This window comes from Stenotrophomonas sp. C3(2023), assembly GCF_032911385.1.
Taxonomy (GTDB): domain Bacteria; phylum Pseudomonadota; class Gammaproteobacteria; order Xanthomonadales; family Xanthomonadaceae; genus Stenotrophomonas.
In genome coordinates, this window is sequence record NZ_JAWJLO010000001.1 from 3594873 (window position 1) to 3620025 (window position 25153).

General features: G+C 66.8%; 22 protein-coding genes. 12 read left to right on the forward strand and 10 right to left on the reverse strand.

The window, feature by feature from the left end; translation table 11 throughout:
- Positions 1 to 263: 263 nt before the first annotated feature.
- Complete coding sequence (locus RZA67_RS15925) at positions 264 to 3296, reverse strand: TonB-dependent receptor (RefSeq protein ID WP_317213697.1); 3033 nt, start codon at positions 3294 to 3296, stop codon at positions 264 to 266.
- A 270-nt stretch (positions 3297 to 3566) separates the two neighbouring features.
- Between RZA67_RS15925 and RZA67_RS15930 the strand changes: the two genes are divergently transcribed.
- The 7 genes from RZA67_RS15930 (at position 3567) to RZA67_RS15960 (ending at position 10841) form a co-directional block, all read left to right on the forward strand.
- Positions 3567 to 5015, forward strand: a complete 1449-nt coding sequence (locus RZA67_RS15930; RefSeq protein WP_317213698.1) for an SH3 domain-containing protein — start codon at positions 3567 to 3569, stop codon at positions 5013 to 5015.
- Positions 5012 to 6106 carry a dipeptide epimerase gene (locus tag RZA67_RS15935; protein WP_317213699.1) on the forward strand — a complete coding sequence of 365 codons (1095 nt, stop codon included), beginning with the start codon at positions 5012 to 5014 and terminating at the stop codon, positions 6104 to 6106. Before RZA67_RS15930 ends, RZA67_RS15935 begins: the two co-directional genes overlap by 4 nt.
- A 46-nt stretch (positions 6107 to 6152) precedes the next feature.
- Complete coding sequence (locus tag RZA67_RS15940) at positions 6153 to 7001, forward strand: MurR/RpiR family transcriptional regulator (protein WP_317213700.1); 849 nt, start codon at positions 6153 to 6155, stop codon at positions 6999 to 7001.
- Positions 7002 to 7015: 14 nt separating this feature from the next.
- The gene (locus tag RZA67_RS15945; protein WP_317213701.1) at positions 7016 to 7774 is read left to right on the forward strand and encodes a hypothetical protein; all 759 of its coding nucleotides are present in this window, start codon (positions 7016 to 7018) and stop codon (positions 7772 to 7774) included.
- Entirely contained in the window at positions 7771 to 9060 is a 1290-nt protein-coding gene (locus RZA67_RS15950; RefSeq protein ID WP_317213702.1) for an amino acid permease, read from the forward strand. The genes RZA67_RS15945 and RZA67_RS15950 overlap by 4 nt, the downstream gene beginning before the upstream one ends.
- 146 nt (positions 9061 to 9206) lie before the next feature.
- On the forward strand, positions 9207 to 9551 hold the full coding sequence (locus tag RZA67_RS15955; RefSeq protein ID WP_317213703.1) for a hypothetical protein: 345 nt from the start codon (positions 9207 to 9209) through the stop codon (positions 9549 to 9551).
- Positions 9552 to 9656: 105 nt separating this feature from the next.
- Positions 9657 to 10841: a PQQ-dependent sugar dehydrogenase gene (locus RZA67_RS15960; protein WP_317213704.1), complete on the forward strand. Its 1185-nt coding sequence runs from the start codon at positions 9657 to 9659 to the stop codon at positions 10839 to 10841.
- Between the two features lie 72 nt (positions 10842 to 10913).
- Here the strand turns inward: RZA67_RS15960 and RZA67_RS15965 are convergent, their stop codons facing one another.
- From RZA67_RS15965 to tsaD, 5 genes are all read right to left on the reverse strand, one after another.
- Positions 10914 to 11519, reverse strand: coding sequence for a hypothetical protein (locus RZA67_RS15965; RefSeq protein WP_317213705.1), 606 nt, complete (start codon positions 11517 to 11519; stop codon positions 10914 to 10916).
- 138 nt (positions 11520 to 11657) lie between these two features.
- Complete coding sequence (locus RZA67_RS15970) at positions 11658 to 13832, reverse strand: glycoside hydrolase family 3 N-terminal domain-containing protein (RefSeq protein ID WP_317213706.1); 2175 nt, start codon at positions 13830 to 13832, stop codon at positions 11658 to 11660.
- A gap of 251 nt (positions 13833 to 14083) precedes the next feature.
- Positions 14084 to 15349: a mechanosensitive ion channel domain-containing protein gene (locus RZA67_RS15975; protein WP_317213707.1), complete on the reverse strand. Its 1266-nt coding sequence runs from the start codon at positions 15347 to 15349 to the stop codon at positions 14084 to 14086.
- Positions 15350 to 15473: 124 nt separating this feature from the next.
- Positions 15474 to 15827 (reverse strand): dihydroneopterin aldolase, encoded by a 354-nt coding sequence (folB, locus tag RZA67_RS15980; RefSeq protein WP_317213708.1) that lies wholly within the window; start codon positions 15825 to 15827, stop codon positions 15474 to 15476.
- 171 nt (positions 15828 to 15998) lie between these two features.
- A complete protein-coding gene (gene tsaD / locus RZA67_RS15985; RefSeq protein ID WP_317213709.1) occupies positions 15999 to 17024 on the reverse strand; it encodes a tRNA (adenosine(37)-N6)-threonylcarbamoyltransferase complex transferase subunit TsaD in 1026 nt (341 codons plus the stop codon).
- A 164-nt stretch (positions 17025 to 17188) separates the two neighbouring features.
- On the opposite strand from tsaD, the gene rpsU reads away from it, so the two are divergent.
- The 5 genes from rpsU to RZA67_RS16010 all read left to right on the forward strand — a co-directional run bounded on the left by rpsU (position 17189) and on the right by RZA67_RS16010 (position 21893).
- Positions 17189 to 17404: a 30S ribosomal protein S21 gene (gene rpsU / locus RZA67_RS15990; RefSeq protein ID WP_002808376.1), complete on the forward strand. Its 216-nt coding sequence runs from the start codon at positions 17189 to 17191 to the stop codon at positions 17402 to 17404.
- 149 nt (positions 17405 to 17553) lie between these two features.
- The gene (locus tag RZA67_RS15995; RefSeq protein ID WP_317213710.1) at positions 17554 to 18000 is read left to right on the forward strand and encodes a GatB/YqeY domain-containing protein; all 447 of its coding nucleotides are present in this window, start codon (positions 17554 to 17556) and stop codon (positions 17998 to 18000) included.
- Between the two features lie 119 nt (positions 18001 to 18119).
- Complete coding sequence (locus RZA67_RS16000) at positions 18120 to 19064, forward strand: YihY/virulence factor BrkB family protein (RefSeq protein WP_317213711.1); 945 nt, start codon at positions 18120 to 18122, stop codon at positions 19062 to 19064.
- Between the two features lie 56 nt (positions 19065 to 19120).
- Entirely contained in the window at positions 19121 to 20860 is a 1740-nt protein-coding gene (gene dnaG, locus RZA67_RS16005; protein ID WP_317213712.1) for a DNA primase, read from the forward strand.
- A gap of 61 nt (positions 20861 to 20921) precedes the next feature.
- Positions 20922 to 21893 (forward strand): bile acid:sodium symporter family protein, encoded by a 972-nt coding sequence (locus RZA67_RS16010; protein WP_317213713.1) that lies wholly within the window; start codon positions 20922 to 20924, stop codon positions 21891 to 21893.
- 135 nt (positions 21894 to 22028) lie between these two features.
- On the opposite strand, the gene RZA67_RS16015 is transcribed toward RZA67_RS16010, so the two are convergent.
- From RZA67_RS16015 to cyoE, 4 genes are all read right to left on the reverse strand, one after another.
- Entirely contained in the window at positions 22029 to 22784 is a 756-nt protein-coding gene (locus tag RZA67_RS16015; RefSeq protein ID WP_317213714.1) for a hypothetical protein, read from the reverse strand.
- Between the two features lie 13 nt (positions 22785 to 22797).
- Positions 22798 to 23571 (reverse strand): hypothetical protein, encoded by a 774-nt coding sequence (locus RZA67_RS16020; protein ID WP_317213715.1) that lies wholly within the window; start codon positions 23569 to 23571, stop codon positions 22798 to 22800.
- Positions 23572 to 23576: 5 nt separating this feature from the next.
- On the reverse strand, positions 23577 to 23975 hold the full coding sequence (locus RZA67_RS16025; RefSeq protein ID WP_317213716.1) for a hypothetical protein: 399 nt from the start codon (positions 23973 to 23975) through the stop codon (positions 23577 to 23579).
- Between the two features lie 281 nt (positions 23976 to 24256).
- Positions 24257 to 25150, reverse strand: coding sequence for a heme o synthase (gene cyoE, locus RZA67_RS16030; protein WP_317213717.1), 894 nt, complete (start codon positions 25148 to 25150; stop codon positions 24257 to 24259).
- Positions 25151 to 25153: the final 3 nt, after the last annotated feature.

Consider the following 25153-nt stretch of genomic DNA (forward strand, 5'->3'; position numbering starts at 1 on the left):
GGGTTGGGCCGGGGTGCGCCCGGCGACCAACCGCGTAGTGCCGGGCTCTGCCCGGCAACCCCGAAGCAGAAGCGTGACGACCAACGGTGCGCCGGTCTTCCTGACCAGCGCCCTTCGGGCCGGCGCAAGCGCCGTCAGCAACGGCTCCTGCCGTTGCTTGCGTCACTTACCGGAGTTCAGGCACGTAGTGCCGGGCTCTGCCCGGCAACCCTGAAGCAAAAGCGTGACGACCAACGGTCGCCACCTACCGGAGTTCAGGCGGGTCAGAAGTTCCAGGTCACCACCAGCTGGGCGTAACGCGGGGCCTGCCAACGGGTGCCGGTGCCGAAGGTGGCCTCGCGGTACACGCCCGGCTGGGCTTCGTAACGCTGGTGCACGTTGACCACGGTCTGGTTGTTGAACAGGTTGTACACCGACAACCGCGCGCTCAGGTCGATGCCGTCCACCGGCAGGCGCCAGGTCACGTTGGCCCCCATCGTCCAGGTCCACGGCAGGCGGCCGAAGGCACCGCGCCCGGTACGCACCAGCTCGCGCCCGGCCAGCGTGGCGCACTGTTCGCGGGTGCCGGTGCACAGCCAGCCGGTACCGGCGCCGCTGCCCTCGCTGGTAGTGCTGCCACCGGCGGTGGTGTCGTTGGGCCACATCACGCCGAAAGCGGTGATCGGGCCGCCGGACTGCACCTGCAGCGTGGTGCCGAACGACCACTGCTCGCTGAGCGCATAAGCGGCGCGGAACTTGAACTGGTGCCGGAAGTCGTTGAACAACACACCGTAACGCTCGTTGCCGGCCGGGTGGTCCCAGTGCTGGACCATGCCGGTGTCGCCATAGCCGGTATCGGAGTTGACCGGGCCTTCGAAGTTGCCGTCGCTGCGCGACCACAGGTACGAGGCATTGAACATCCACTTCTCGTCCCAGGCACGGTCGATCTGCAGTTCCACTGCCTTGTAGGTGCGCTTGGGCTTGGAATAGCCGACCACTTCACCGCTGCCGCCCTTGCGGTAGCCGCTGGTGGCGGTGTCGATGGTGATCCAGCCTTCCTCGGCGCAGCCGATGCTGGCATCGCCCCAGATGGTCAGCGACTCGCCCGGGTTGGCGATCGGCCACAGGGTGCTGCCGGTCGGACCGCAGGGGGTGTAGTTGATGCGCATGTCGTCCAGCGCGCGGGTCATGCGCCGGTAGGTGGCATTGACGCCCCACGACCAGGCCTGGTCGATCATGCTCTGGTAACCCAGGATGTACTCGTCCTGGTAGACGGCCTTCAGGTCACGGTCCACGGCCTGGCGCAGATCGGCCGCACCGGTGTTCATGCGCGTATCGGTCGGCCCGATCTGCGGGCCGATGATCGGGGCCATGTAGGGCGCGCCGGTCACCGGATTGACCTGCTGGCTCCACCCTTCCAGCACGTAATAGCTGAACTCGTCGGTGAGCCCGCCGGCGAAGTTGACGTTGATGTTGTTGGTCACCGGCAGGTAGTAGCGGCCGGCGTTGCCGAACAGCTTGCTGCTGCCGTCGCCCTTCATGTCCCACGAGAAGCCGACACGCGGCGCCACGAGGTCGTCCATCTTGATGAAGGCGTCACCGTCGGCGGTGCGGTTCTCGAAGCGGTCCCAGCGCACGCCGAGGTTGAGCATCAGGTTCGGGGTGACGTTCCAGATGTCTTCCAGGTAGAACGCGTTGGCCTCGGTCTCGAAGGTGCCACCGGACACGCGGTTGCGCGCGCGCAGCATCTCGGTGACGCCGGCCGGCACGAAGGCGTTGGCGCCGTCCCAGACCTCGTCGCCCGGCGCCGCCACATAGGCGGTATAGGTCTTCTGGTTCGGGCCGGGGTAGCGCGTGGACTGCTCGGTGGTCATCAGCTCGCGGTCCACACCGAAGCGCAGCAGGTGACTGCCCAGCTGCCATTCGAAATCCAGACGGGCGGCGTCGCGGGTGTCATCGCGCTCGGCCACGGCCGTGCCGGTGGGATGGCAGCCTGCACCCAGCCCGTTGAGCTTGCCCAGCCGCGGTGCATAGGTCGGGTCGGTGAACACCGCATCGCAGTACTGGTCGAGCGTGGAGTTGGAGAACGCGCGCTGCGCGTTGCGGCCGACCATGGCCTTGGCGGTGAAGGTTTCGCCGAAGCGGCCGGTGTAGGTGGCCGACCAGTTGCGCCCGCCACCCTCGCTGAGGGTGTCGCCGCCCCACGCGCCGACGGTGTCGCTGGCCCAGTTGTAGCCGTTGGCTCCCACCGTGGTCTCGGTTTCGTCGGAGAACGCCAGCAGCTCCAGCGTGTGGTTGTCGGTGATGTTCCAATCGAGCTTGGCGCCCCAGAAATCATCGTTGTTCTTGTTGTCGTACCACGTGTTGCCGTTGGAGCTGGTGTTGCTGCCGTGTTTGTCGCGGTTCTCGTACATGGCAAACAGGAACAGGCGGTCCTGCACCAGCGCGCCGGAGCCCCACACATTGGTCTTCAGGAACGAGGTGCTGTCACGGCTGGCATAGGAATGCGGGCTGCCGTCGCGATGGAAGTGATCGCGCGCCGAGGAGCGGAATGCACTGGGCTCGAAGGTGACTTCCACGCCGCCTTCGAATTCATTGCTGCCCGAGCGGGTAACCGCATTGATCACACCGCCGGTGGAGCGGCCGAACTCGACCGAGTAGCCACCGGTCTTGACCTGGAACTCCTTGAAGAAGCCGAACGGGGCGGTGGAGAAGCCCTGCCGGGTATACATGTCGGTGACGTTGAGGCCGTTGATGTAGACCGCGTTCTCGGCCACCGAGGAACCAGCGAAGGAGATACCGCCGAAGGTCGAGTTGCCGGCCACCACGCCCGGTGCCAGCAGGGCCACCGAGGACAGGTCCTGCGCCACCGGCAGGCGCTTGAGTTCTTCGCGGTTGACGTTGAAGGAGGTCTCGGTGGAATAGACGTCGACCCGGTTGACCACACGGGAGCCGACCACCTGCAGGGCATCAAGGTTGACCACATCGCCGCCGCTGGCGAGGTTGACCGTGGTGGTGCCACCCACCGCCACGCTCACCGCCACCGGCGTGCCCACGGTCTGCCCGTTGCGGCTGACCTGCAGCTGGTAGTTGCCCACCGGCAGCTGGCCGAGCCGGTAGCTGCCGTCACGGCCCACCGTGGCGCTGCGGGTCAGGCCGGTGCCACTGTTGACCACGGTGACCTGGTCACCGGCGGTTGCCCGCCCGGCCACCGCGCCGGACACATTCTGGGCCGTAGCCATGCCGGGCAGCAGTGCGCCCAGGCAGGCCGCCAGGGCGACGCTGAGGCTCGCCCGCTTGATGCTGTGTACCTTCATCCCCTGCTCTCTCCTGCAAGTTTGAACGCGACGTGGTGGTTTGGCGCCAAGCGGCCCCGGCTGCAGGTGCGCGCATGCGCCGCAGGCACGGCAGAACGCAGGCCGGGCAGCAGGCAGACAATGCAGACAGGTGATTCCACAACGACACTTCCCCGTGTGAGTGGTCATGGCTGTGTAACACGCACCGGGTAGGGGGTCAATAATTTATTCTTGCGCTATTGCAGAAAAGGAATAACTATTCCAGACACGTCCCAGGAGGGTGTCCGCTGCATGTCCAACCCATCCGCATGTTCCCGCCGCTGGCGCCCCGCCCTGCTCGGCCTGGCCATGGCGATCACCGCTGTCACCGCGCCGGCCGGCGCCCGCTCCGCGCCCGATCCCGGCCCGGCGCTGCCCTACATCATCGGGTTGCATGAGGCATATCTCACTCCCGGGTACTGGGCCGCGCGCCAGCCTGAGCCGGACCGCGTGCTGCTGGACCCTGCGCAGATCGCCGCCGGGAACGCACGCATGCTGGCGCTGGACGCGCACATCCAGGACATCGCCGCGTTGCCGGAACAGGTAACCGCCGCGCAGGTGCGCGAGGCGATCTCGGCGCTGTCACGCTGGCCGCAGCGCGCGCTCTACGGCGCCGATGGCGCGCCGGTGCCGGCCGCCACGCGCGCCGCCATCGAGGCCAACGTGGGGCTGTCCAAGGTTGCGGCGCAGGCCGCGCCGCAGTTCGGCCTGGTGGTCAAGCGTGCGGCGCTGCGCACCTGGCCCACCCGCGAACGGGTGTTCAGCACCCCTGACAACACCGACATCGACCGTTTCCAGGAATCGGCGCTGTTTCCCGGTGACAAGGTGGCCGTGGTCCACCGCAGCGCCGACGGCAACTGGATGTTCGTGCACAGCGAGCGCTACAGCGCCTGGATCGAGGCCGATGCGGTGGCCACCGGCAGCAGGGCGCAGGTGCTCGGCTACGGCAGCACGGGGCCTTACCGGGTGATCACCGGTGCCACCGCGCAGACCGCCTACACCCCGGAAGAACCGCGGCTCTCACGCCTGCAGCTGGACATGGGCGTGCGCCTGCCGGTGCTGGCCGAGTGGGATCCGGCGCAGCTGGTGAACGGCCAGCAGGCACATGCCAGCTGGGTAGTGCAGCTGCCCGCGCGGCGCGCCGATGGCAGCCTGGAGCTGCTGCCGGCCCTGCTGCCGCGCTCGCAGGACAGCCATGCCGGCTACCTGCCGCTGACGGCACGCCACCTGCTGCAGCAGGCCTACAAGTTCCTCGGCGAACGCTATGGCTGGGGCCATGACTACGAGGCGCGCGACTGCAGCGGTTTCGTTTCGGAGATCTACCGCAGTTTCGGCATCGTACTGCCGCGCAACACCAGCGCGCAGGGCGTCAGCCCGGCCCTGCAGCGCACGGCGCTGGAAGGTCGCGACGCCGCCGCACGCCAGCGCGCGGTGGCCGGTCTGCAGCTGGGCGACCTCATCTACATCCCCGGCCACGTGATGATGAGCATCGGCCAGGTCGACGGTCGCCACTGGGTGATCCATGACACCGCCGGGGGAAGCTGGACCGGCGAGGACGGCACGCGCGTGCAGGCCCACCTCAACGGCGTCTCGGTGACCCCGCTGGAACCGATGATGGCCAGCGACGACCGCAGCTACATCGACCGCATCACCAACCTCCAGCGGATCCTTCCGCCCCTGCGCCAGCCCGAGCACGAATGAAGATCACCGACATCGAACTGGGCATGCTGCGCGTGCCGCTGAAAACACCGTTCAAGACCGCGCTGCGTACCGTGGACACGGTGGAGGACGTGGTGGTGCTGGTGCGCACCGACGGCGGCCACACCGGCTACGGCGAGGCACCCGCCACGGCGGTGATCACCGGTGACACCCACGGCTCGATCATCGAGGCCGTGCGCCATTTCATCCGCCCACGGTTGATCGGCCAGGACGTGGCCAACCTCAACCAGCTGTGCACGCTGGTGCAGACCTCGATGGAACGCAACACCAGTGCCAAGGCCGCGGTGGAGATCGCGCTCTACGACCTGTGGGCGCAGCTGCACGGTGCGCCGCTGTACCAGATGCTCGGTGGTGGCGACCCGGTGATCACCACCGACATCACCATCAGCGTGGACTACATCGACAAGATGGTGGCCGACTCACTCTCGGCCATCGACCGTGGGTTCGAGTCGCTGAAGATCAAGGTCGGCAAGGACATCGGGCTGGACATCGAGCGGGTCAAGGCGATCCATGCCGCCGTGCAGGGCCGCGCCCTGCTGCGGCTGGACGCCAACCAGGGCTGGACCGCCAAGCAGGCCGTGCACGCGATGCAGGCGCTGGAACAGGCTGGGGTGGTGCTGGAGCTGCTGGAGCAGCCGGTCAAGGCAGCCGACATCGAGGGCCTGAAGTACGTGACCGACCGGGTCAACACCCCGGTGATGGCCGACGAGAGCGTATTCCATCCCAGCCAGGTGATGGAGCTGATCCGCCTGCGCGCGGCCGACATCATCAACATCAAACTGATGAAGACCGGCGGGCTCTCCAACGCCATCCGCATTGCCGACATCGCCGCCATCTACGGCGTACCGTGCATGATCGGCTGCATGATCGAGTCGAGCATCAGTGTGGCCGCCGCCGTGCACCTGGCGGTGGCCAAGAGCGATGTGATCACCAAGGTGGATCTGGACGGCCCCTCGCTGGGGCAGTTTGACCCGGTCAGCGGCGGTGTACGCTTCAACGAATCGGAGATCAGCATCAGCGATGCACCGGGGCTGGGCATCACCGAGGTGCGTGGACTGGAGATGCTGGCCTGAGCACCGCGCATCGCACCGCATCGCCGACAGCCTGCTGGAGGCCCGCATGTCACCGCTGCTGAAAATACGGACCGGACGCGGGCAGATGTCGGCCATCGAACGGCGCATTGCCGACTTCCTGCTCGACAACGCCCACCTGCTGCGCGACTACTCCTCGCAGCAGCTGGCCAACGCGTTGGGCATCAGCCAGTCCAGCGTGGTCAAGTTCAGCCAGAAGCTCGGCTTCAAGGGCTACCCGGACCTGAAGTATTCCATTGGCCAGGATGTGGCGCGTGCCGGCGCCCCGCCGGACGCTGCGCCGGTGCCGGCGCTGGATGGTGACCACTACGCGCAGCTGGCGCAGACCCTGCAGACCCTGCGCCGCGCGGCCGAGGCGGAAACCCGCGCGGCCAACCCGCAGGCCGAGGTGCAGCGCATCGTAACGATGCTCGATGCAGCCCCGCAGCTGTTCGTCTACGGGCTGGGCGACGATGGCGTGTACGCCCGCGAGTTCGCCATGCGGCTGTCGCTGCTGGGTCTGCTGGTGGTGCAGCATGCCGACCCGGTGCTGATGCTGGCCAACCTCTCGGCCGCGCGCGCCGGCGATGTGATGCTGGTGTTCTCCGAGTTCGGCAAACTGCCGCAGCACTCGGTGCTGTCGCGGCAGTTCCAGCAGGCCGGTGGCCAGGTGGTGTCGATCACCCGGCATACCGCCAACCCGCTGCGCGCACATGCCGATGCATCGCTGGCCATCTGTGCCGATCCCCCTGCCCCGCACCTGGCCCAACTGCTGTACCGTTCTTCCCTGCAGTTCCTGCTCGACTTCGTGTTCGTGCTGCTCTGCGACGCCAACCCGGATCGCCAGCGTCAGCTGGCGGTGAACCTGGAACGCATCGAACAGCTGCTGGACACCTGACCGGAGTTCCCCTGATGACCGCGTTGTTGCGCCACGCCGCCCTGGTGTTTCTGATGCTGGCTGGCTCCGCCCATGCCGGGTTGCCGCTGGACGGCGCCACCCAGCTGGTGGTGGTGACCAGCGACAACTGGGACAGCACGCGCGGCGAGCTGCATGCCTACGAAATGCGGCACGGGCGCTGGCAGCCGGCGCGCGCGCCCTTCGACGTGGCCCTGGGCCGCAGTGGCAGTGCGTGGGGGCTGGGCCTGCATCCGCAACAGAGCGACGGGCCGCGCAAGCAGGAAGGCGATGGGCGCAGCCCGGCCGGCATCTTCGCGCTGGGTACCGCGTTCGGCTATGCAGCGCAGGCCGAGACCCGCATGCCGTGGCAACCGATGCAGGCAAGCAGCTACTGCATGGACGTGGTGGATTCGCCCTACTACAACCGCATCGTCGACGCGCGCGAAGTAGGCACCGAGGCGGTGGCCGGCTCGACCGAACCGATGCGACTGGACCTGCACGGCAACGGCGATGTGCGCTACCAGCAGGGGCTGGTGATCGAGCACAACCCGCGCAACCTGCCTGGTCGTGGCAGCTGCATCTTCGCCCATCTCTGGCGCCAGCCGGGTGAGGCCACCGCCGGCTGCACCGCGATGAACGCTGCTGACATGCAGGCGCTGCTGGCCTGGCTGCAGCCGCAGGCACAACCGCGCTTCGTGCTGCTGCCGCGTGCGCAGTACGCGCAGCTGCGCAGTGCCTGGCACCTGCCGGCATTGCCGGAGCCGGCACGATGAGCGCGCCTGCAGACGAGCCACAGCTGCAGCGCGCGGTCAGCCGCTGGCAGATCGTCGGACTGTCGATCAACGATGTGATCGGCAGCGGCATCTACCTGCTGCCTGCCGCAACGGTGGCCCTGCTCGGGCCCTTCAGCCTGTGGGGCGTGGTCGCCGCCGGCATCGTGGTGGCCCTGCTGGTGCTGTGCTATGCGCAGGCAGCCAGCTGTTTCGACGAGCCCGGCGGCAGCTACCTGTACGCGCGCGAGGCCTTTGGCCGGTTTGCCGGTTTCCAGATCGGCTGGATGATCTGGCTGACCCGCATCAGTTCGGCGGCAGCGCTGAGCAACGCGCTGGCCGACGCGGTGGCCCGCTTCTGGCCGATGGCGGGCAGCGGCGCCGGGCGGCTTGCCGTGATCGTACTGTCGTTGGGCTTTCTGACCGCGGTGAACATCGTCGGCGTGCGCTCGGCCGCACGCACCGGGGTGATCCTGGTGATCGGCAAGCTGGTGCCGCTGGTGCTGTTCGTGGCCATCGGCCTGTTCTACATCGACCCGCAGCTGGCCTTCGCCGGCCAGCGTCCGGACCCGCACGACCTGCAGCGCATGGGTGAAGCAGCGCTGTTGCTGCTGTATGCCTACGCTGGCTTCGAGAACATTCCAGCTGCCGCTGGCGAGTACCGCAACCCGCGCCGCGACATTCCGTTTGCGCTGATCACCATGATCGTCAGTGTCACCGTCATCTACGCGGCGGTGCAGCTGGTGGCCCAGGGCACCCTGGCCGGGCTGGCCAACTCGGCCACGCCGCTGGCCGATGCGGCCGCTGGCTTTGGCGGCGAGGCGCTGGCGCTGATCCTCACCGTGGGCGCGACCATCTCCATTCTGGGTACCAACAGCAACACGATGATGATGGGGCCGCGCTTCCTGTTCGCCCTGGCGCGCGATGGCTACGGCCCGCAGCTGCTGGCGCGCGTACATCCGCGCTTCCGTACGCCGGCTGCGGCGATCCTGTGCCAGGGCATCATCGCGCTGGCGCTGGCACTGACCGGCTCGTTCGTGCAGCTGGCGCTGCTGTCGATGACTACCCGCCTGTTCGCCTACATCGGCACCGCGGCGGCTGTGCTGGTACTGGCGCGGCGCTTTGCCGATCGACCCGGTACGCTGAAGCTGCCCGGCGGACCGCTGATTCCGGTGCTTGCGCTGCTGGTGTGCCTGGCGCTGTTTGCCAGCGCCAGCTGGCTGAACATCGGCGCAGCCGCACTGGCGTTCGTGGTCGGCGCGGTGATCTATCGGTTCCCGCGTAGGTGACGACCGTTGGTCGTCACTGTGTCTGGCTGCCGCGCTGCGCGTGGAGCCGACTGTGGGGTCGGCTCTACGCCGGGATCACGCGGCGGGGCCGTGGGGTTAACCACTGATACGCGACCCTCGAGACTCATCACGACCGAGGAGGTTCCATGAGCAACGACTACCAGATCCCCGGCCGCGTGCCGAACGATGGCGTGCCGCGTCAGGCTGTCTCCGATTACTGGCGCGACCGTTACTCGAACGAGCCGTACTACGACAACAAGCTGTTCTTCGACGACTACGAGCCGGCGTATCAGATGGGCCACGCCAGCCGCGCCGACCAGATCGCCCGCGCCTACGAGGAAGTGGAGCGTGAGCTGGAAACCCGCTGGGCCGCCGAGCGTGGTCAGAGCCGTCTGGAGTGGGAACAGGCCCGATTGGCCGTCCGCCGCGGCTGGGAAGAAGCCCTGCTGCTGGACCCGCGCCTGGACAAGGGCACGCCCCGCGGCACCTGAGCTTCGCACGCCATACAGCACGCGGCAGGACCTTCGGGCCACGCTCGTCACATGGGTCTGGTGTAAAAGAGGGTTTGGCCATCCGCATCCCCTCCTGGAGATCCCATGACCCGCAAGCTGCTGCTTACTCTGGCCATCGGCCTGACCCCTGCCCTGCTCACCACCACCGCCTGCAGCGCCTCCGGCCCGGATACCCCCGTGGCCGCAGGCGCTGCCAAGGCAGCCGAAGACAAGACCACCACCCAGCCCGGCTGGACCTTCAATGCCACCGAAGTGGCCCGGTTCGATGAACCCTGGGCGATGACCTTCCTGCCCGATGGCAGCCTGCTGGTCACCGAAAAGCGCGGCCGTCTGCAGCATTACAACGTGGCCACCGGTGCACGCCATGAGATCACCGGAGGGCCGAAGGTGGCCTACGGCGGTCAGGGTGGCATGGGTGATGTGCTGCTGCACCCTGATTTCGCCAACAACGGCTGGGTCTACCTCAGTTATGCCGAGGAAGGCAGCAACGATACGCGCGGTGCTGCCGTGGCCCGCGCCAAGCTGGTGCTGGCCGACGATGGCAGTGGCGAGCTGCAGAACATGCAGGTCATCTGGCGGCAGGAGGCCAAGGTCAGTGGTCGCGGCCACTATGGTCACCGTCTCGCCTTCGGTCCGGATGGCAAGCTGTGGATCACTTCAAGCGAACGGCAGAAGTTCGATCCCGCCCAGGACATGTCCAGCAACCTGGGCAAGCTGATCCGGCTCAATGATGACGGCAGCGTGCCGGACGACAACCCGTTCGCCGGACAGGGCGGTGTGGCGGCACAGGTGTGGTCGCTGGGTCACCGCAACGCGCTGGGCATCGCCTTCGATGCGCAGGGACGTCTGTGGGTCCACGAGATGGGCCCGGCCGGCGGCGACGAACTGAACCTGATCGAGCGTGGCGCCAACTACGGTTACCCGATCGTCTCCAATGGCGACCACTACGATGGCCGCAAGATTCCCGACCACAGCACCCGCCCCGAGTTCAACGCGCCGAAGATCACCTGGAATCCGGTGATTTCGCCGGCAGGCTTCCTGATCTACAACGGCAGCCTGTTCCCGCAGTGGCAGGGCAGCGGCTTCATCGGCGGGCTCTCTTCGCAGGCGCTGGTGCGGGTGGCGTTCGACGGTGAGAACGCGCGCGAGGCCGAGCGCTTCGACATGGGCGCGCGCATCCGTGAAGTCGAGCAGGGACCGGATGGCGCGGTGTGGGTGCTTGAAGACGGCAAGAATGCCAAGCTGCTCAAGCTGACCCCGAAAGGCTGAGGAGCGCAGGCCCGACCCCGGTCGGGCCTGATGCAGCACACGCGCCGGGCAGCGCCCGGCGCTGCGCGCAGCTTACGGCTGCAGCGTGATGACCTTGACGTCGACCTGGGTGCAGGCGCTGTCCTTGCAGGTGCCGTTGAGCCACACCTGGCCACGGCCGATCATCACGCCCTGCGAGTTGACGAACACCTTGTCGAAGTCCTGCGCAGCAAGCGTCTTCTTCAGCGCGGGGGTCAGCAGGCGGTCGTAGTTGTTCTGGAACTGGCCGGGGCCGTCGATCTTCTCACCCGGGCCGCTGTTGAGCGGGAAACGAAGATACTCCACGACCTGCATGCGGTCGTTGTCGGCCACTGCCTTGCGGAAGCCGTTGAACACCTGCTCGTACTGCGCGGCATCGCCCAGCAGTGCTTCGATACGCGCACGTGCGCCGCCCTCGCTGTCGGTCTCGCTGGTGGACGGCAGGGTGGCGGCCGTGGGCTCGTTCGGCGACGGCACATCGGTGGCCGGACGCGTCGGTGCCTGCGGTTGCGGGGCGGCAGCCGGATCAGTCGCGGTGGTGCTGGGGCTGGTGGCCGCCGCGGTAGCGGTGCTGGCCGGAGCCTGGTCGTCGGCAGGCTTGCTGCAGGCCGACAGCGCCAGCGGCAGGGCCAGCAGCAACAGGGAAGGGGAAATACGCATGCGCAGGCTCCGAAAGGGACAATAGCCGCAGCCTACGGCAGCACCTGTGATCGGTCCCTATACGGCAAGGCCCGCGTCCTGCGACGCGGGCCTTGTCGGGCGTTACGGCAGCCTTCGGGCAAGCCGAAGGCGTCAGCCTCAGCCGGCCAGCAGCTCGAACTGCACCGGCTCACCGGCAATGGCCGAGGCACAAACCCACACATCGAACAGGCCGGGCTCGGCGCGCAGCTGGCCGTCACGGCCGGTGAAGGCAAGCTGACTGCGATCAAGCGTGAACTGCACCTCGGCCGATTCACCCGGCTGCAGCAGGACCTTGCGGAATGCCTTCAGCTCGCGCACCGGACGCACGCGGCTGGCTACACGGTCATGGATGTACAGCTGCGCGACTTCCTCACCGGCCACGCTGCCGGTGTTGGTCAGCGTGGTGGTGATGACCAGGGTGTCATCCCAGCCCAGACGTGCGGTGCTCAGCGCCGGCACGCCGTAGGCAAAGCTGGTGTAGCCAATGCCGTGGCCGAAGGCATACAGCGGCTCGTTGGGAATCTCGCGCCAGCGGGCCTTGAACTCGGACATGGTCGGCAGTTCCGGGCGGCCGGTGCGCGGGTGGTTGTAGAAATAGGGCTGCTGGCCGGAGACCTGCGGGAAGCTCACCGGCAGGCGGCCGGAAGGGCTGTACGCGCCGAACAGCACATCGGCCACGGCGTGACCGGTCTGCGTGCCCAGGTACCAGGTGACCGCAACGGCCTGCGCATTGCGTACCGCGCCCTGCAGGGCCAGCGCGCGGCCATTACGCAGCAGCACCACCAGCGGCTTGCCGGTCATCGCCACCGCTTCGGCCAGCGCCTGCTGTGCCGGCGGCAGGGTGATCTCCACGCGCGACTGCGCTTCACCGCTGTATCGCTGCGGCTCGCCCAGTGCCAGCACCACCACATCGGCACGCAGCGCGGCCGCCACGGCCGCTTCTATGCCACCGTCGAGGGGGGCTTCCAGCGCGCAGCCGGGCACGATTTCCAGATCGTCCGCGCTGTCCATCGCCGCACGCACGCCGGTTTCCAGGTCCACGTAGCGATCCTTGTCGCCGAACAGCGTCCAGCAGCCTTCGATGTTTTCGCGGTCCTGCACGAACGGGCCGATCAACGCGAGCTTCTGCCCCTGGCGGCGCAGCGGCAACACCGACTGCTCGTTCTTCAGCAGCACGATGGAGCGACGCGCCGCATCGCGCGAGAGCGCATCGTGCGCTTCGATATGCGAGGTGTCCGCTTCACGCTGCGGGTCGAGCGAGCGGTAGGGGTCGTCGAACAGGCCGACCGCTTCCTTCAGCCACAGCATGCGACGCACGCCCTCGTCGAGCACCGACATCGGCACCTCGCCGCTTTCCACCAACCCCGGCAGGTGCTCGGCGTAGAAGCCGCTCTGCATGCTCAGGTCGAGCCCGGCGGTGAACGCCTTGGCGGTGGCGTCGCGGTCATCGGCCGCATACCCGTGGGCCACCAGCTCCATGTCGGCGGTGTAGTCGGAGATCACCACGCCGGGGAAGCTCCATTCGCCGCGCAGGATGTCGGTGAGCAGTTCGGCGTTGGCGCTGGCCGGCACACCATTGATGTCGTTGAACGAGGACATCACGGTGATGGCACCGGCGTCGAAGGCCGCCTTGAACGGCGGCAGGTGCACATCGCGCAGGGTCTGCGGCGAGATGTCCACCATGTTGTATTCCATGCCCGCCAGCACCGCGCCGTAGGCCGCGAAATGCTTCGGGGTGGCCAGCAGCGAATCACCGGCGCGCAGGTCGTCGCCCTGGAAACCGCGCACGCGCGCAGCAGCGAACGCGCAGCCCAGCACCACGTCTTCGCCGGCGCCCTCAGCGCCACGGCCCCAGCGCTGGTCACGGGCGATGTCCACAGCCGGGGCGTAGGTCCAGTGCAGGCCGGCGGCGGTGGCTTCGATGGCGGTGGCGCGCGCGGTGCGCTCGGCCAGGTCCGGCTCGAAGCTGGCCGCTTCGCCCAGCGGAATCGGGAAGACCGTGCGCATGCCGTGGATGACGTCGGCAGCCAGGATCACCGGAATGCCCAGACGGCTTTCTTCCAGCGCGACCTTCTGGATCTGGCGACCCAGCTCGGCGCCCACTCCGTTGAACAGCGAGCCGACCTTGCCTTCGCGCACCTGCTGCAGCACCTGGTCGGCGTTGCGCACGTTGTTTTCCGGGTTCACGTCGGGCGCAAACGGGCGGACCATGTCGGCAAAGACGCCCAGCTGGCCGACTTTTTCCTCGACGGTCATCTGGGCAATGAGGTTTTCGATGCGTTCGGAGGCCACCAGCTGTCCTTATGAAAACGTTTACAAGCCCGGCATTGTAGAGGTACCGGGCACAAAAGTGCGCAACTTCGTCGTTCATGTTGAAGGCGTGGGCGCCCTTGGGCACCCCTGCCCTGTGCAAGCTTACCGTCTTGGGACGATGGCGGTCGTGCGTGACCCGTAGTGGCGGGCCCCTCCGGTAGGTGACGACCGTTGGTCGTCACCGCTGCTGCCTGCCGCGCTGCGCGCGGGAGCCGACCGTGGGGTCGGCTCTACCGCTGCAGGCGCTCGCGGGCGTCCATCAGCATCGCGTCGCTGGAGGCCTGGAACACGCGCAGGCCGAACAGCGGCATGATCGCCAGCAGGTGGTCGAAGATGTCCGACTGCACTCCTTCGTACACCGCCCATGCGGTGCTGCGGGTGAAGCAGTAGATCTCCAGCGGCAGGCCTTCGGTGGTGGGCTCGAGCTGGCGCACCATCAGGGTCATGTCGGTGTTGATCCCCGGGTGACTGCCCAGGTAACGCTCGATGTAGGCGCGGAAGGTACCCAGGTTGGTCACGCGGCGGCTGTTGACCTCGGCCAGCCCCTGCTCGCGCAGCCTGGCATTCCACTGCGCCAGTTCGTCATCCTTGCCGCGCAGGTACTCGTCCAGCAGCGAGAACTGGCCCAGCGCGGCGCGCGATGTCTCATCCAGGAAGGCCACGCTGTGCTGGTCCAGATACAGCGCGCGCTTGATGCGGCGGCCGCCGGACTCCTGCATGCCGCGCCAGTTCTTGAACGACTCGGTGACCAGCTTCTTGGTCGGAATGGTGGTGATGGTCTTGTCCCAGTTCTGCACGGTGATGGTGTGCAGGGCGATGTCGATGACATCGCCGTCGGCGTTCTGGCTCGGCATCTCGATCCAGTCACCCAGCCGCACGCGGCCATCGCCACTGATCTGCACGCTGGCAACCAGCGACAGGATGGTGTCCTGGAAGATCAGCATCAGCACCGCGGTGGCCGCGCCCAGACCGGTGACCAGCGGCCCGACGTGCACGCCCAGCAGCTTGGCCACGATGACCAGACCGGCGGCGAAGAAAATGAGGATCTTGGCCACCTGCAGGTAGCCCTTGATCGGCTTGTTGCGTGCGTCCGGGCGGCGGTCGTAGATGGCGTTGGCCGCGTCGAGCGCGTGCGAGAAGGCCAGCGCCAGAGTCAGCACAGCCCAGGCAACGCACAGGTTGACGATCAGCGTGGTCAACGCCACCGGCAGGTCAGGCACCATCACGATGCCCCAGGCAATGACCTGGCTGGGCACCACGTTGGACAGGCGCGAGATCACCCGCATCACGTGACTGCCCGGGCCCGAATCGGCCCCGGGCAGACGGCTGAGCAGGCGCCGCAGGCCGCGCACCAGCACCCGCTTGGTCACCCAGTTGGCCAGCGCGGCGGCCAGCACCAGCGCGGCAAGCATGAGGGCGGTATAGGCGCCGGGCCACGGCTGCAGTGTGGCTTCCAGGTTGTCGAGCATCTGCACGGTGTGGGCAGGGTTGATCATCGTGGGTACCTCTTTTTGCCGGGCAGAACCCCGGCAGTGCGTGTGGAATGCCAGGCACGGCCCGGCGTTGCGGTGGATGGCCGGGCATGTCCCGGCAGCGGGGCATGCACGGCCCCGCTTGGGATCAGGCGCGTTCGCGCTCGATGATCACGCCGACGGCGCGTGCGCCGCGCACGGCGCCGGGCTTGCTCAGCTTCAGCCGCAGCCAGCGCACATTGAACTCGTCCAGCACGATCTGCGCACAGCGCTCGGCCAGGGTTTCGACCAGGCCGAAATCCGACTCACGCACGAACGCCTCCAGCCGCTTGCTGACGGCCTTGTAATTGAGGGTATCGGCGATATCGTCGCTGGCCGCGGGCGGACGGTTGTCAAAGCCCATCTCCAGATCGAACACCAGCGTCTGGCGGATGCGCCGCTCCCAGTCATAGATACCGATCAGGGCGTCGATCTCCAGCCCTTCAATGAACACCTTGTCCATATAGCCTGCCAATAAAATCAGGCGATCATGGTAACGGCAGCGTCGTGACGCTGCCCGCAATGCGGTGTTCGCCGCCCGGCCTCGACGCCCTCTTCGTTGACTGACCGGCGTCGTTGCCGCCGCCTCGGCGTGGCATACGCGACATATCAGACCGCAGCGATCAACGCGCGGTCATACCGCCGGCAGGGTCGCCATGTCCCAGCGAGGGGTGACCTGCACACTGGCCGGGCTGTGCTGGCCAGCCTGCAGGCGCAGGGCGCCGGCGAAGGCGATCATCGCGCCGTTGTCGGTGCACAGCGCCGGGCGCGGGAAACAGGCGCGGCCACCGCGCCGCTGCGCCATCTGCTGCAGCTTGGCGCGCAGGCGCTTGTTGGCACCCACACCACCGGCCACCACGATGACATCGGTACCGGCCGCATCCAGCGCGCGCTCACACTTGATCGCCAGGGTGTCGACCACCGCGTCCTCGAAGCCACGGGCGATGTCGGCGCGGGTCTGCTCGCTCTGGTCGCTGTCGCGCCAGGCCAGCAGCACCTGGGTCTTGAGCCCGGAGAAACTGAAATCCAGCCCCGGCCGGTCGGTCATCGGCCGGGCGAACCGGTAGGCGCCGGGTGTGCCCTGCTCGGCCAGCGCGGCCAGCTGCGGCCCGCCCGGGTAGGGCAGGCCCATCAGCTTGGCGGTTTTGTCGAAGGCTTCGCCGGCGGCGTCATCGAGCGTTTCGCCCAGCAGCCGGTACTGGCCGATGGCGTCCACCGCCACCAGCTGGGTATGCCCGCCGGACACCAGCAGTGCCACGAACGGCGCCTGCGGCGGGTCGTCCTCCATCAGCGGTGCGAGCAGGTGACCTTCCATGTGATGCACGCCCACCGCCGGTACCTCCAGCGCCCAGGCCAGCGCGCGGGCCACGCCCGCGCCGACCAGCAACGCGCCCACCAGGCCGGGGCCGGCGGTGTAGGCAACGCCGTCAATGTCGGCAATGGACAGGTCGGCTTCGGCCAGGGTCTGACGGATAAGCGGCAACAGCTTGCGCACGTGGTCCCGGCTGGCCAGCTCCGGCACCACCCCGCCGTACTCGGCGTGCAGGGCGATCTGGCTGTATACCGCATGGGCGCGCAGGGCGGCGATGCCGGACTGGTCGGTGTCATACACCGCCACTCCAGTCTCATCGCAGGATGATTCGATACCAAGAACTCGCATATGGAGTATTATGCGCCCCCTGCCTGCCCCGTTGGGGACTGGCAGATCCCGATCGCGCAACGTCACTTCCCCATTCAGGTGAAGCGGCTTGCAGTTTGTCAATCTGCCGCTATAATGTGCGGCTCGCCGGGCGTGACCCGGTCTTACTGTGTCCCGGAGATTTCATGCCCAGCGTCAAAGTCCGCGAGAACGAGCCCTTCGAGTTTGCTCTTCGCCGCTTCAAGCGCACTTGCGAAAAGGCCGGCGTGCTGGCCGAGACCCGCAAGCGCGAGTTCTACGAAAAGCCGACCCAGGAGCGCAAGCGCAAGGCTGCTGCTGCCGTGAAGCGTCAGCTGCGCCGTTCGTCGCGCGACGTCACCAAGCGTCAGCGCCTGTACTGATCGGACGCACTCATGGCGATGGGCCCCGGTCCGTCGCTTTGGGATGAAAGCCGGCACGCGCAAGCGTCGCCGGCTTTTTGCGTTCCCGCCCGCGCGAACGCGATCCCTGCCCTCCTCTTTCCCGTTCCCATCGACACACGAGGTGTCCCATGAGCATGAAACAGCAGCTCACCGAAGACATGAAGGCCGCCATGAAGGCCGGCGAGAAGCACAAGCTGGGCGTCATCCGCCTGATCAACGCCGCCATCAAGCAGAAGGAAGTGGACGAGCGCATCGAACTGGATGACACCGCCGTCATCGCCGTGCTCGACAAGATGGTCAAGCAGCGCAAGGACTCGGTGAGCCAGTACGAAGCCGCCCAGCGCGAAGACCTGGCCGAGATCGAGCGCGCCGAGATCGTGGTGATCGAAGCCTACCTGCCGGCCAAGATGGGCGAAGCGGAGATCATCGCGGCCATCCAGGCATCGATTGCCGAGACCGGCGCCGCCGGCCCGGCCGACATCGGCAAGCTGATGGGCTCGCTGAAGCCGAAGCTGGCGGGCCAGGCCGACATGGGCCTGGTGTCCAGGCTGGTCAAGCAGCAGCTCGCAGGCTGACGCGTCCGGCCGGGTCGGCAGGCAGATGCCTGCACCCGGCCGCCGCTGCCGCCGCGCTCCGGCCGGCGGCAGCGCATCGCTTCACCCGTTCTTCGGGAGACGGCTGCTACAACCGGACCATGGTTGATTCTTCCCCCGCCCCCGACAGCCGCGCCGGCAACGGCCTTCCCGCCCATCTGCAGAAGTACGCCAAGCGCCTGCAGCGCAGCTTCCCTGCTGCGGTGATCAAACGCTTCATCGACGTGGACGTGCTGACCCAGGCCGCGTCGGTGTCCTTCTATGCCCTGCTTTCGATGGCGCCGCTGCTGGTGCTGCTGCTGTGGCTGACCGCCTCGCTGTACCCGCCCGCGCAGCAGGCACTGGTGGGGCAGATCGCCGCCGCTGCCGGCAGCAGTGCCGCTACCGTGGCCGAGACCGTGCTGCAGAACGCCGACAACCAGCCCGACGTGGGCTCGTTGGCCGGCCTGTGGAGCACCCTGCTGCTGTTCGTCGGTGCCACCGCGGTGTTCGCCCAGCTGCAGAACGCACTGAACCTGATCTTCCGCACCAGTGGCGAGCGCCTGGACGGCCTCAAGGCCTGGCTGCGCAAGCGTGTGTTTTCCTTCGGCGTGGTGCTGGCGCTGGGCTTCCTGCTGATCCTCTCGATGACCGCCACCACCATGCTGCAGGTGGCCTTCGCCCAGCTGCCTTCGGTGCTGCCGGCCATCGGCTACCTCACCACGCTGCTGCTGTATGCAGTGGGCTTTGCCTTCATGTACCACTATCTGCCCGACCGGCGGGTGGAATGGCGCCAGGCGTTCATCGGCGGGGTCATCACCTCGGCGCTGTTCGCGCTCGGCCGGTATGGCATCGGCGTGTACATCGCCACCGTTGCGCCCGGCAGCGCCTATGGCTCGATGGGCGCGCTGGTGATCTCGCTGGTGTGGATCTACTACGCCACCGTGGTGTTCTTTGTCGGTGCGGTGATGACCTCGGTGATCGACGAGCGGCTGCGCGCCCGTGGGCATCTGGTGGCGGCCGGCATCGCACCGCCGACGCCGGGCAACGAGGTCGCCAAGGGGTAAACTAGCGGCCATTGCCCTTATCCCCGCGCGGCCCGTGCCGCGCCTGCCGTCTGCCCATGGCCCGCATTCCCGACGCTTTCATCGACGACCTGCTCGCCCGCTCCGACATCGTCGAAGTGGTCGGCAGCCGGGTGCCGCTCAAGCGCCAGGGCAAGGAATACGCAGCCCGCTGCCCGTTCCACGACGAGCGCTCGGCTTCGTTCACCGTGTCGCCGACCAAGCAGTTCTATCACTGCTTCGGCTGCGGTGCGCACGGCACCGCAATCAGCTTCCTGATGAACTACGACCGCCTCGAGTTTCTCGACGCGGTGGACGAACTGGCCAAGCGCGCCGGCATGGAAGTGCCACGCAGCGAGAATCCGCGCAGCGCCCAGCAGCACGACGACAGCCGCGAGCTGTATGCCGCGCTGGATGCCGCCTCGACGTTCTTCCAGAAGAACCTGGAAAGCAGCGAGAAAGCGCGCAGCTACCTGGACGGGCGCGGGGTGGACGAAGCCAACCGCGCGCGTTTCCATATCGGCTACGCGCCCGACGGCTACAGCGGTCTGCGCGACGCGCTGGGCAAGGACGAGCGGCGCATGAAGCTGCTCGACCGCGCCGGGCTGTTCTCGAAGAACGACCGCGGCCATGTCTACGACAAGTTCCGCGACCGGGTGATGTTCCCGATCTTCGACCGCCGCGGCCGGGTGATCGCCTTCGGCGGCCGCGTATTCGAGAAGGACGACGGCCCCAAGTACCTCAACTCGCCGGAAACCGCGCTGTTCCACAAGGGTCGCGAACTGTACGGCCTGTGGCAGGTGCGCCAGGCCAACCAGAAGATCGAGCGGCTGATCGTCGTTGAAGGCTACATGGACGTGGTCTCGCTGTTCCAGTTCGGGGTGACCCAGGCGGTGGCCACGCTGGGTACGGCCACCACGCCCGACCACGCCGAGCTGCTGTTCCGCAACGCGCCGGATGTGTTCTTCTGCTTCGACGGCGACGCCGCCGGCCGCCGCGCCGGCTGGAAGGCGCTGGAGTCGGTGCTTCCGCGGATGAAGGATGGCCGCCAGGCGTTCTTCCTGTTCCTGCCCGACGGCGAAGACCCGGACACCATCGTGCGCAAGGAAGGCGCCGAGGCGTTCGATGCCCGTCTCAAGCAGGCCACGCCGCTGTCGCAGTTCTTCTTTGACGAGCTTACCCGGGAGATCAACCTGGCCACGCTGGACGGTCGCGCACGGCTGGCCGAGCGTGCCAGGCCGATGCTCGCGCAGATTCCCGACGGCGCCTTCGGCGACCTGATGAAGCAGCAGCTGGGCCAGCTGACCGGGCTGGGCGGCGGTACCTCGGCCCAGCCCAGCCAGGCACCGCGCCTGCCGCCGCGCCCGTCGGTGGCGCCCATCACCAAGCGCAGCCTGGTGCGGGCGGCCATCGCGATTCTGCTGCAGCAGCCTTCACTGGCGATCAGCCTGGGCGGGCGCCACCATTTCCAGGGCCTGCGCCTGCCCGGTGTGGAGCTGCTGCTGGAACTGCTGACGCTGATCGAACAGCGCCCGGACATCAGCACCGGCGCGCTGCTGCAGCACTTCGAGGGCCGCGAGGAACAAAGTGCGCTGCACACGCTCGCCGCGCAGACCCTGCCCGGCGATGAGGCGATGTGGACCCTGGAGCTGCACGACGCGGTGACCCAGCTGGAGAAACAGCTGTTGCAGCAACGTCTGGAAGAGCTCACCGCAAAGCAGCGCCAGCAGGGTCTGGACGATACTGACCGCTACGAACTGCGCGAGCTGCTCAAGGCGCGCGCCACGGTACGACGCTAGCGATGGTTTGCCGCGCAGCGCCCCACCGCCCCCCTTTTCCTGACCATGGAGCCTGCCCACCATGACCCGCTGGTGGTCGCGCCTGCGACCGGACAATTTCACCCTGGCCCTGCTGGGCACGGTTCTGCTGGCCTCGCTGCTGCCGATGCAGGGCGCCGCTGCGATGGTGCTGGACGATGTGACCAACGTAGCCATTGCGGCGCTGTTCTTCCTGCACGGTGCACGGCTGTCACGCGAGTCCATCGTCGCCGGCATGCTGCACTGGCGCCTGCACCTGGTGATCCTCGGCTGCACGTTCGTGATGTTCCCGCTGCTGGGGCTGCTGTTCAAGCCGCTATCCGGATGGCTGCTGACGCCTGAGCTGTACCTGGGTGTGCTGTTCCTGAGCACCCTGCCCTCCACCGTACAGTCCTCGATCGCCTTCACCTCGATGGCCCGCGGCAACGTGCCTGCGGCCGTGTGCAGCGCCTCGCTGTCGAGCATCCTCGGCGTGTTCCTGACACCGCTGCTGATGACCCTGCTGGCCGGCACCTCCGGCGGCGTCCACAACCCCTTGGGCGCCATCGGCGGCATCATGCTGCAACTGCTGGTGCCCTTCGTGGCCGGCCACCTGCTGCGCCCGTGGATCGCCGGCTGGGTGGAACGCCAGCGCGGCCTGCTGCGCTACACCGACCAGGCCACCATCCTGCTGGTGGTGTACTCGGCCTTCGGCGAGGCGGTGAGCGAAGGTCTGTGGTCGAAGACCCCGCTGCTTTCACTGGTGGCCGTGGCCGTGGTGGCCGCCGTGCTGCTGGGCATCGCCATGCCGCTGATCACCCTGATCGCGCGCCGCCTGCGTTTTTCGCGCGAGGACGAGATCGCCATCGTGTTCTGCGGCTCGAAGAAAAGTCTGGCCACCGGCATCCCGATTGCCAAGGTGCTGTTTGCCGGCGGCACGCTCGGCGCCATCGTGCTGCCGGTGATGGTGTTCCATCAGATCCAGCTGATCGTCTGCGGCGTCATCGCCCAGCGCTACGCCCGCGACCCGCGCTGACACAAGCGGGTCTGGCCCCCGCCGGGCATGGCCCGGCGCTACCGGTAACCGCGTAGAGCCGGGCTCTGCCCGGCTGCACTTCTGCCGCCAGCGGGGCAGAGCCCCCTCTACGTGGTGGCTAAGCGCGCACGCGGGTCAATCCACTACATTCGCTGCAATCGCGCGCAACACTTGCGCGGTGCGATGCACGTCGTGGCGTTGATCGCCAACTGCGACCAGGGAATACGACTTGGCGCCGCGGTCCCAGTACAGTTCAACCCTGTTTCGCCCGTGCGGGTCTGCTGTCATCTGCAGAAACGCCGGCTGCCCTGACACCTCGGTGTTGTTCGCCTCGGCAAACGTGCTGCACACACCGGCGCGAGCTGACCCGGACACCTCGTCGAACTCGACGATACCTACCTCATCAAGCTGGAAGTAGCGCGTCAGACCACTCGATCGGAGCCCATCACGCGCTCCGCTGGGTTCCATGCCCAGCAACCGTGCCGCGCCGAGGAGACTATTGCCCAGATCGCTCGGAGGCGTCGGCAGCCGTTGCCTGAGCTGCGCATCGGAGCGCCACGTACGTGGAACCTGATCCATCAGCGTGGCAAGCGCTGGAATGCTACCCGCAGGCACTGCCACGACACCGCGGGCTGCGCGCTCGAAGCGTGCTTTCAGCGCCGCCTTGACCTCATCTGGCGCGTCAAGCGAATCAACCGTGATCAACTGGTCTGATGGCGCCGGATCCGCTTTTTCTTTCAGTAACGCAATCGGGCGTCCTTCCCGCGCCGCCTGCAGGGTTTTTTCGGTCAACCAGCGCCCGACAGCATCAACATGCTCAAGGGACGCTGCGGCGGCACTGGATGACATCACCAGTGGGAGCAGCAGTGCAGTCAGGCTCTTCGGGCTCATCTGCTGCACCGTCTCAATCCCGGACAGCCGACGCGATGTCGCGTATCAGCCCCAGGTAGCGTTCGAGATGTTCAGCATGATCGGTAGTGAGGGTGAGCCCATAGGATTTGAGTTCGTTGATCCACGACAGCTCGATGCGCGCCCGCCCGTCAGAACCGCGCGTCACGCTCAGCATCGCCGGCGTGCCGTTGACCTCGGCATTGACTGCCTCCCGGAACGTTTCGATCAGCGTCCCTGGCGCGCGATAGTCCTCCTCGTGGAATTCGACAACGCCGACATCCGGCAATCGAAAGTATCTGGAAGCCCCGGTGGCGCCCTCGCTTCCGCGCGCGCCCGCCTCCTTTGTGGCAACAAGTCTTGCCGCGCCCAGCACGGTCCGCGACAGGTCGCTCAGTGGCAGGCTCAATCGGCGTTGAAGAAGCTTGGGGTCATCAGTAGACGCGCCCAGCTCACGCAATACGGTGCTTTCGGCTGGTAGAACGCCGGCATCGACCTCAAGTATCTGATTTTGCCGTCTTTTGATGCTCTCAAGAATGTAAGTTCTGATGTTCTCAGGTGCTTGCAGATCGTCGACTGACAGGATCCGATGCATTCCATCCGGAAGGCGTTGACCTGATGCGAGTAGGCTCATCTTCCTCTCACCATCGCGCTCTGCTCTTTCGTCGATCCAAGCCTGCAATGCGATTGCAGATGCCTCAGCAGGTTGAGATGCTGCTTTCTCGATTGCGAACGAGGAAATTGGCAGCAAAGAAGCGAGGGCGACGATGGGCCGGATGGGATTCTTCATTTTGGTCACCACTCGACGAGATTGCAGTCGGTTGCTGTAGTTGATCGACTGCCAAGTTGACCAACAGGATTGCCTGCGGCGTCGAGCTCGACCCAGGTGTGCTCACCGAAGACGGTTATTCGTTCGCTGTCTGAACCATCGCCCGCGTAGAAACGCCAATCGCGTTGACGATTGTTCGGTGCAGCCAGCACGTGCTTGGGGAAGACATTTCCCTGTGGAACGTGCCGGCTATATGCCGTGCCTATGAAGCGGTTGAGATTTGGACGGTCATAGGTCACGGACTCGTTGACGAAGCCGAGGCAATTGGCCCGACTGAGTGAACCTATACGTGCGTCCGCTGCTTGGGTGACAAGAGCAAGACCAATGACGGCGCTCAGCGCGAGCGCTCCCGGGAATTGCGGCATGGCAGGTCCTCGGTCTACGTGCGATGTGCACGCAGATACGCTATCGCCCCGTGTCCGGCAGGTGTATCAGAAAATGCCAACCCCGCAGTAGATCTTGCCTTTTGAGCTGCAGTGGGATGACTTGCCCGACTATCGCTTGAGCAGCATGGCGCCAGCAGTACCCGCGCCATGGTCCATGTTTGCGCAAAGCCGGGCTCTGCCCAGATGCTCTTCAGCCACTTGATCGCGCAAGGCCGCGCTGCACGCGCGCCGGGCAGAGCCCGGCGCTACGGGCGCTGCGCTCAGACGTACGGCAGGATCCAGTGGTCCACCAGCAGGAAGGCGAACAGGGCCATCAGGTAGACCACGGAGTAGCCGAACATCTTCATCGAGAACAGTTCGTCCGGCGGGTTCTGCATGCGCCACGCGTACCAGAGGAACACGGCATTGAGCACCAGCGCGCCGCCCAGGTAGAACGGGCCGCTCATGCCCACCACGTACGGCACCACACACACCAGCGCCAGCACCACGCTGTAGGCCAGGATCTGCCGACGGGTATGCACTACGCCGTGCGTCACCGGCAGCATCGGCACCTTGGCCTTGGCATAGTCCTCGCGGCGGAAGATCGCCAGTGCCCAGAAGTGCGGCGGGGTCCAGATGAAGATGATCAGGACCAGCAGTCCCGAGTACGCCCAGTCGGCGGGGGTCTGCATGCCGGTGACCGCTGCCCAGCCCAGCATCGGCGGCATCGCGCCGGCCAGCCCGCCGATCACGATGTTCTGCGAGGTGGCCCGCTTGAGGTACACCGTGTAGATGACCGCGTAGCCGATCAGCGAGGCGAAGGTCAGCACCGCCGTGATCAGGTTGACCCACACCACCAGCAGGGTCATCGACAGCGCGATCAGCACGCCGGCAAACACCAGCACCTGCCACGGCTTGACCTTGCCCACCACCAGCGGACGCCACGAAGTACGCGCCATCTGCGCGTCGATGCGCGCGTCCAGCAGCTGGTTGATTGCGGCCGCCGCCGAGGCGGACAGCCAGATGCCGAGAAAGCCCAGCACGCCGGCACGCACCTGCTCCCAGCTGGGCACGCCGGGAATGGCCAGCACCATGCCCACCAGTGCGGTGAACACGATCAGGGCAACAACCTTCGGCTTGGTCAGGTCCCAGTATTGACGGTAATTGGCAAGCATCGG

Coding starts and splice junctions, on each gene's coding strand:
- RZA67_RS16000 (WP_317213711.1), top strand. CDS start 18,120: ATGGTTGATTCTTCCCCCGCCCCCGACAGCCGCGCCGGCAACGGCCTT.
- RZA67_RS15945 (WP_317213701.1), top strand. CDS start 7,016: ATGACCGCGTTGTTGCGCCACGCCGCCCTGGTGTTTCTGATGCTGGCT.
- RZA67_RS15940 (WP_317213700.1), top strand. CDS start 6,153: ATGTCACCGCTGCTGAAAATACGGACCGGACGCGGGCAGATGTCGGCC.
- rpsU (WP_002808376.1), top strand. CDS start 17,189: ATGCCCAGCGTCAAAGTCCGCGAGAACGAGCCCTTCGAGTTTGCTCTT.
- RZA67_RS15950 (WP_317213702.1), top strand. CDS start 7,771: ATGAGCGCGCCTGCAGACGAGCCACAGCTGCAGCGCGCGGTCAGCCGC.
- RZA67_RS15995 (WP_317213710.1), top strand. CDS start 17,554: ATGAGCATGAAACAGCAGCTCACCGAAGACATGAAGGCCGCCATGAAG.
- RZA67_RS15930 (WP_317213698.1), top strand. CDS start 3,567: ATGTCCAACCCATCCGCATGTTCCCGCCGCTGGCGCCCCGCCCTGCTC.
- RZA67_RS15975 (WP_317213707.1), bottom strand. CDS start 15,349: ATGATCAACCCTGCCCACACCGTGCAGATGCTCGACAACCTGGAAGCC.
- RZA67_RS16020 (WP_317213715.1), bottom strand. CDS start 23,571: ATGAAGAATCCCATCCGGCCCATCGTCGCCCTCGCTTCTTTGCTGCCA.
- cyoE (WP_317213717.1), bottom strand. CDS start 25,150: ATGCTTGCCAATTACCGTCAATACTGGGACCTGACCAAGCCGAAGGTT.
- RZA67_RS15960 (WP_317213704.1), top strand. CDS start 9,657: ATGACCCGCAAGCTGCTGCTTACTCTGGCCATCGGCCTGACCCCTGCC.
- tsaD (WP_317213709.1), bottom strand. CDS start 17,024: ATGCGAGTTCTTGGTATCGAATCATCCTGCGATGAGACTGGAGTGGCG.
- RZA67_RS16015 (WP_317213714.1), bottom strand. CDS start 22,784: ATGAGCCCGAAGAGCCTGACTGCACTGCTGCTCCCACTGGTGATGTCA.
- RZA67_RS15935 (WP_317213699.1), top strand. CDS start 5,012: ATGAAGATCACCGACATCGAACTGGGCATGCTGCGCGTGCCGCTGAAA.
- RZA67_RS16010 (WP_317213713.1), top strand. CDS start 20,922: ATGACCCGCTGGTGGTCGCGCCTGCGACCGGACAATTTCACCCTGGCC.
- RZA67_RS15925 (WP_317213697.1), bottom strand. CDS start 3,296: ATGAAGGTACACAGCATCAAGCGGGCGAGCCTCAGCGTCGCCCTGGCG.
- RZA67_RS15965 (WP_317213705.1), bottom strand. CDS start 11,519: ATGCGTATTTCCCCTTCCCTGTTGCTGCTGGCCCTGCCGCTGGCGCTG.
- RZA67_RS15955 (WP_317213703.1), top strand. CDS start 9,207: ATGAGCAACGACTACCAGATCCCCGGCCGCGTGCCGAACGATGGCGTG.
- dnaG (WP_317213712.1), top strand. CDS start 19,121: ATGGCCCGCATTCCCGACGCTTTCATCGACGACCTGCTCGCCCGCTCC.
- folB (WP_317213708.1), bottom strand. CDS start 15,827: ATGGACAAGGTGTTCATTGAAGGGCTGGAGATCGACGCCCTGATCGGT.
- RZA67_RS16025 (WP_317213716.1), bottom strand. CDS start 23,975: ATGCCGCAATTCCCGGGAGCGCTCGCGCTGAGCGCCGTCATTGGTCTT.